Raw genomic sequence first — 1,633 nt, forward strand, 5'->3', positions numbered from 1 at the left:
GGGACGGCGCGATCTGACGGCACGGGCCGCACCAGGCGGCCCAGAAGTCCACCAGCACGGGCTTGTCGCTGGCGAGGACCTCGGTGTCGAAGTCAGCGTCGGTCACGTTCTTGAGGGTGCCGGCCACAGCGGCCTCCTTATTCCTGCGGGGTGTGGTGTGGGGGTGAACTGGGGGGTCAGACAGTCGCGGTGGCGTGCTCGGCGTCCGCGAGGGCGGCGAGGTAACGCTCGGCGTCGAGGGCGGCGGAGCAGCCGGTGCCGGCGGCGGTGATGGCCTGACGGTAGGTGTGGTCGACGACGTCGCCGGCGCCGAAGACACCCGTGATGTTGGTGCGGGTCGAGGGCGCCTCGACCTTGAGGTAACCCTCTTCGTCCAGGTCCAGCTGGCCGGTGAACAGCTCGGTGCGGGGGTCGTGGCCCACGGCGATGAAGAGGCCGGTCACGGGCAGCTCGGAGGTCTCACCGGTCTTGGTGTTGCGCAGGGTCAGACCGGAGAGCTTCGGGTCGCCGTGGATCTCGGCGACCTCGCTGTCCCAGGCGAACTTGATCTTCGGGTCGGCGAAGGCGCGGTCCTGCATGGCCTTGGAGGCGCGGAGGCTGTCGCGGCGGTGGACGATGGTGACGCTCTTGGCGAAGCGGGAGAGGAAGGTCGCCTCCTCCATCGCGGTGTCGCCGCCGCCGACCACGGCGATGTCCTGGTCCTTGAAGAAGAACCCGTCACAGGTCGCGCACCAGGAGACGCCACGGCCGGAGAGGGCGTCCTCGTTGGGCAGGCCGAGCTTGCGGTGCTGCGAGCCGGTGGTGACGATGACGGCCTTGGCGCGGTGCACGGTGCCGGCCGTGTCGGTGACGGTCTTGATCTCGCCCGTCAGGTCGACGGAGACGATGTCGTCGGGGATGAGCTCGGCACCGAAGCGCTCAGCCTGGCCGCGCATGTTGTCCATGAGGTCGGGACCCATGATCCCGTCCTGGAACCCGGGGAAGTTCTCGACCTCGGTGGTGTTCATCAGCGCGCCGCCGGCGGTCACGGCGCCTTCGAAGACCAGGGGCTTGAGCGAAGCGCGGGCGGTGTACAGGGCGGCGGTGTAACCGGCCGGCCCGGAGCCGATGATGATCACGTTTCGTACGTCGCTCACGGGTACTTTCCTCGTCTCTGCGGACTGCGTGCTGCCTACTGGGGGCCGGTGCGGACTCTCACCCCACCCAACGGATCCTAAGGCGCGCACATTCCCCGCTTGTCCGCGTGCCGCCCCGATCGGGTCAGCTTCGCGGGTAGGTGCTGGTCAGCAGGGGCTTTCCGGGGGCTGTCGTGGGGGTGTTCACACAGCCGGCGTCGACGAGATAGGCGTCCACCCGGGCGGCGTCGCCGGGGTGGGGGAGGACGACGAGGTACACGGGGGTGCCCTGGTAGCTGCCGCGTTCGGTGGCCAGCGGGGCGTCCGGGCGGCCGGTGGCCTCCTGCACGCAGGGCGGGACGGAGGGGACCGCGCGGTCCTGGGGGGCGACTCCCGGAGCGGGAGTGGTGTTCTCCAGCCCGAAGGTCTTGTTGCCCCCTCCCGTCTCGGCCTTGGCGCCGTCCGAGGCGGCGAGCAGCTGCTGGACGCTGCTCCGCAGGCCCTGCGCGGTGTAGGTG

General features: G+C 70.2%; 3 protein-coding genes. All 3 read right to left on the reverse strand.

Features of this window, described 5'->3' with window-relative positions:
- Nucleotides 1–127 (reverse strand): thioredoxin family protein (locus tag ACFVUS_RS43820; RefSeq protein ID WP_387781464.1); only part of this gene is annotated, 127 nt, incomplete at its 3' end.
- Between the two features lie 49 nt (nt 128–176).
- Nucleotides 177–1,136, reverse strand: coding sequence for a thioredoxin-disulfide reductase (gene trxB / locus ACFVUS_RS43825; protein ID WP_008741655.1), 960 nt, complete (start codon nt 1,134–1,136; stop codon nt 177–179).
- Nucleotides 1,137–1,260: 124 nt separating this feature from the next.
- Nucleotides 1,261–1,633, reverse strand: a 373-nt coding sequence (locus tag ACFVUS_RS43830) for a hypothetical protein (RefSeq protein ID WP_387781462.1), incomplete at its 5' end; no start/stop codon positions are given.

It is taken from the genome of Nocardia sp. NPDC058058, assembly GCF_042885355.1.
Lineage (GTDB): Bacteria > Actinomycetota > Actinomycetes > Mycobacteriales > Mycobacteriaceae > Nocardia.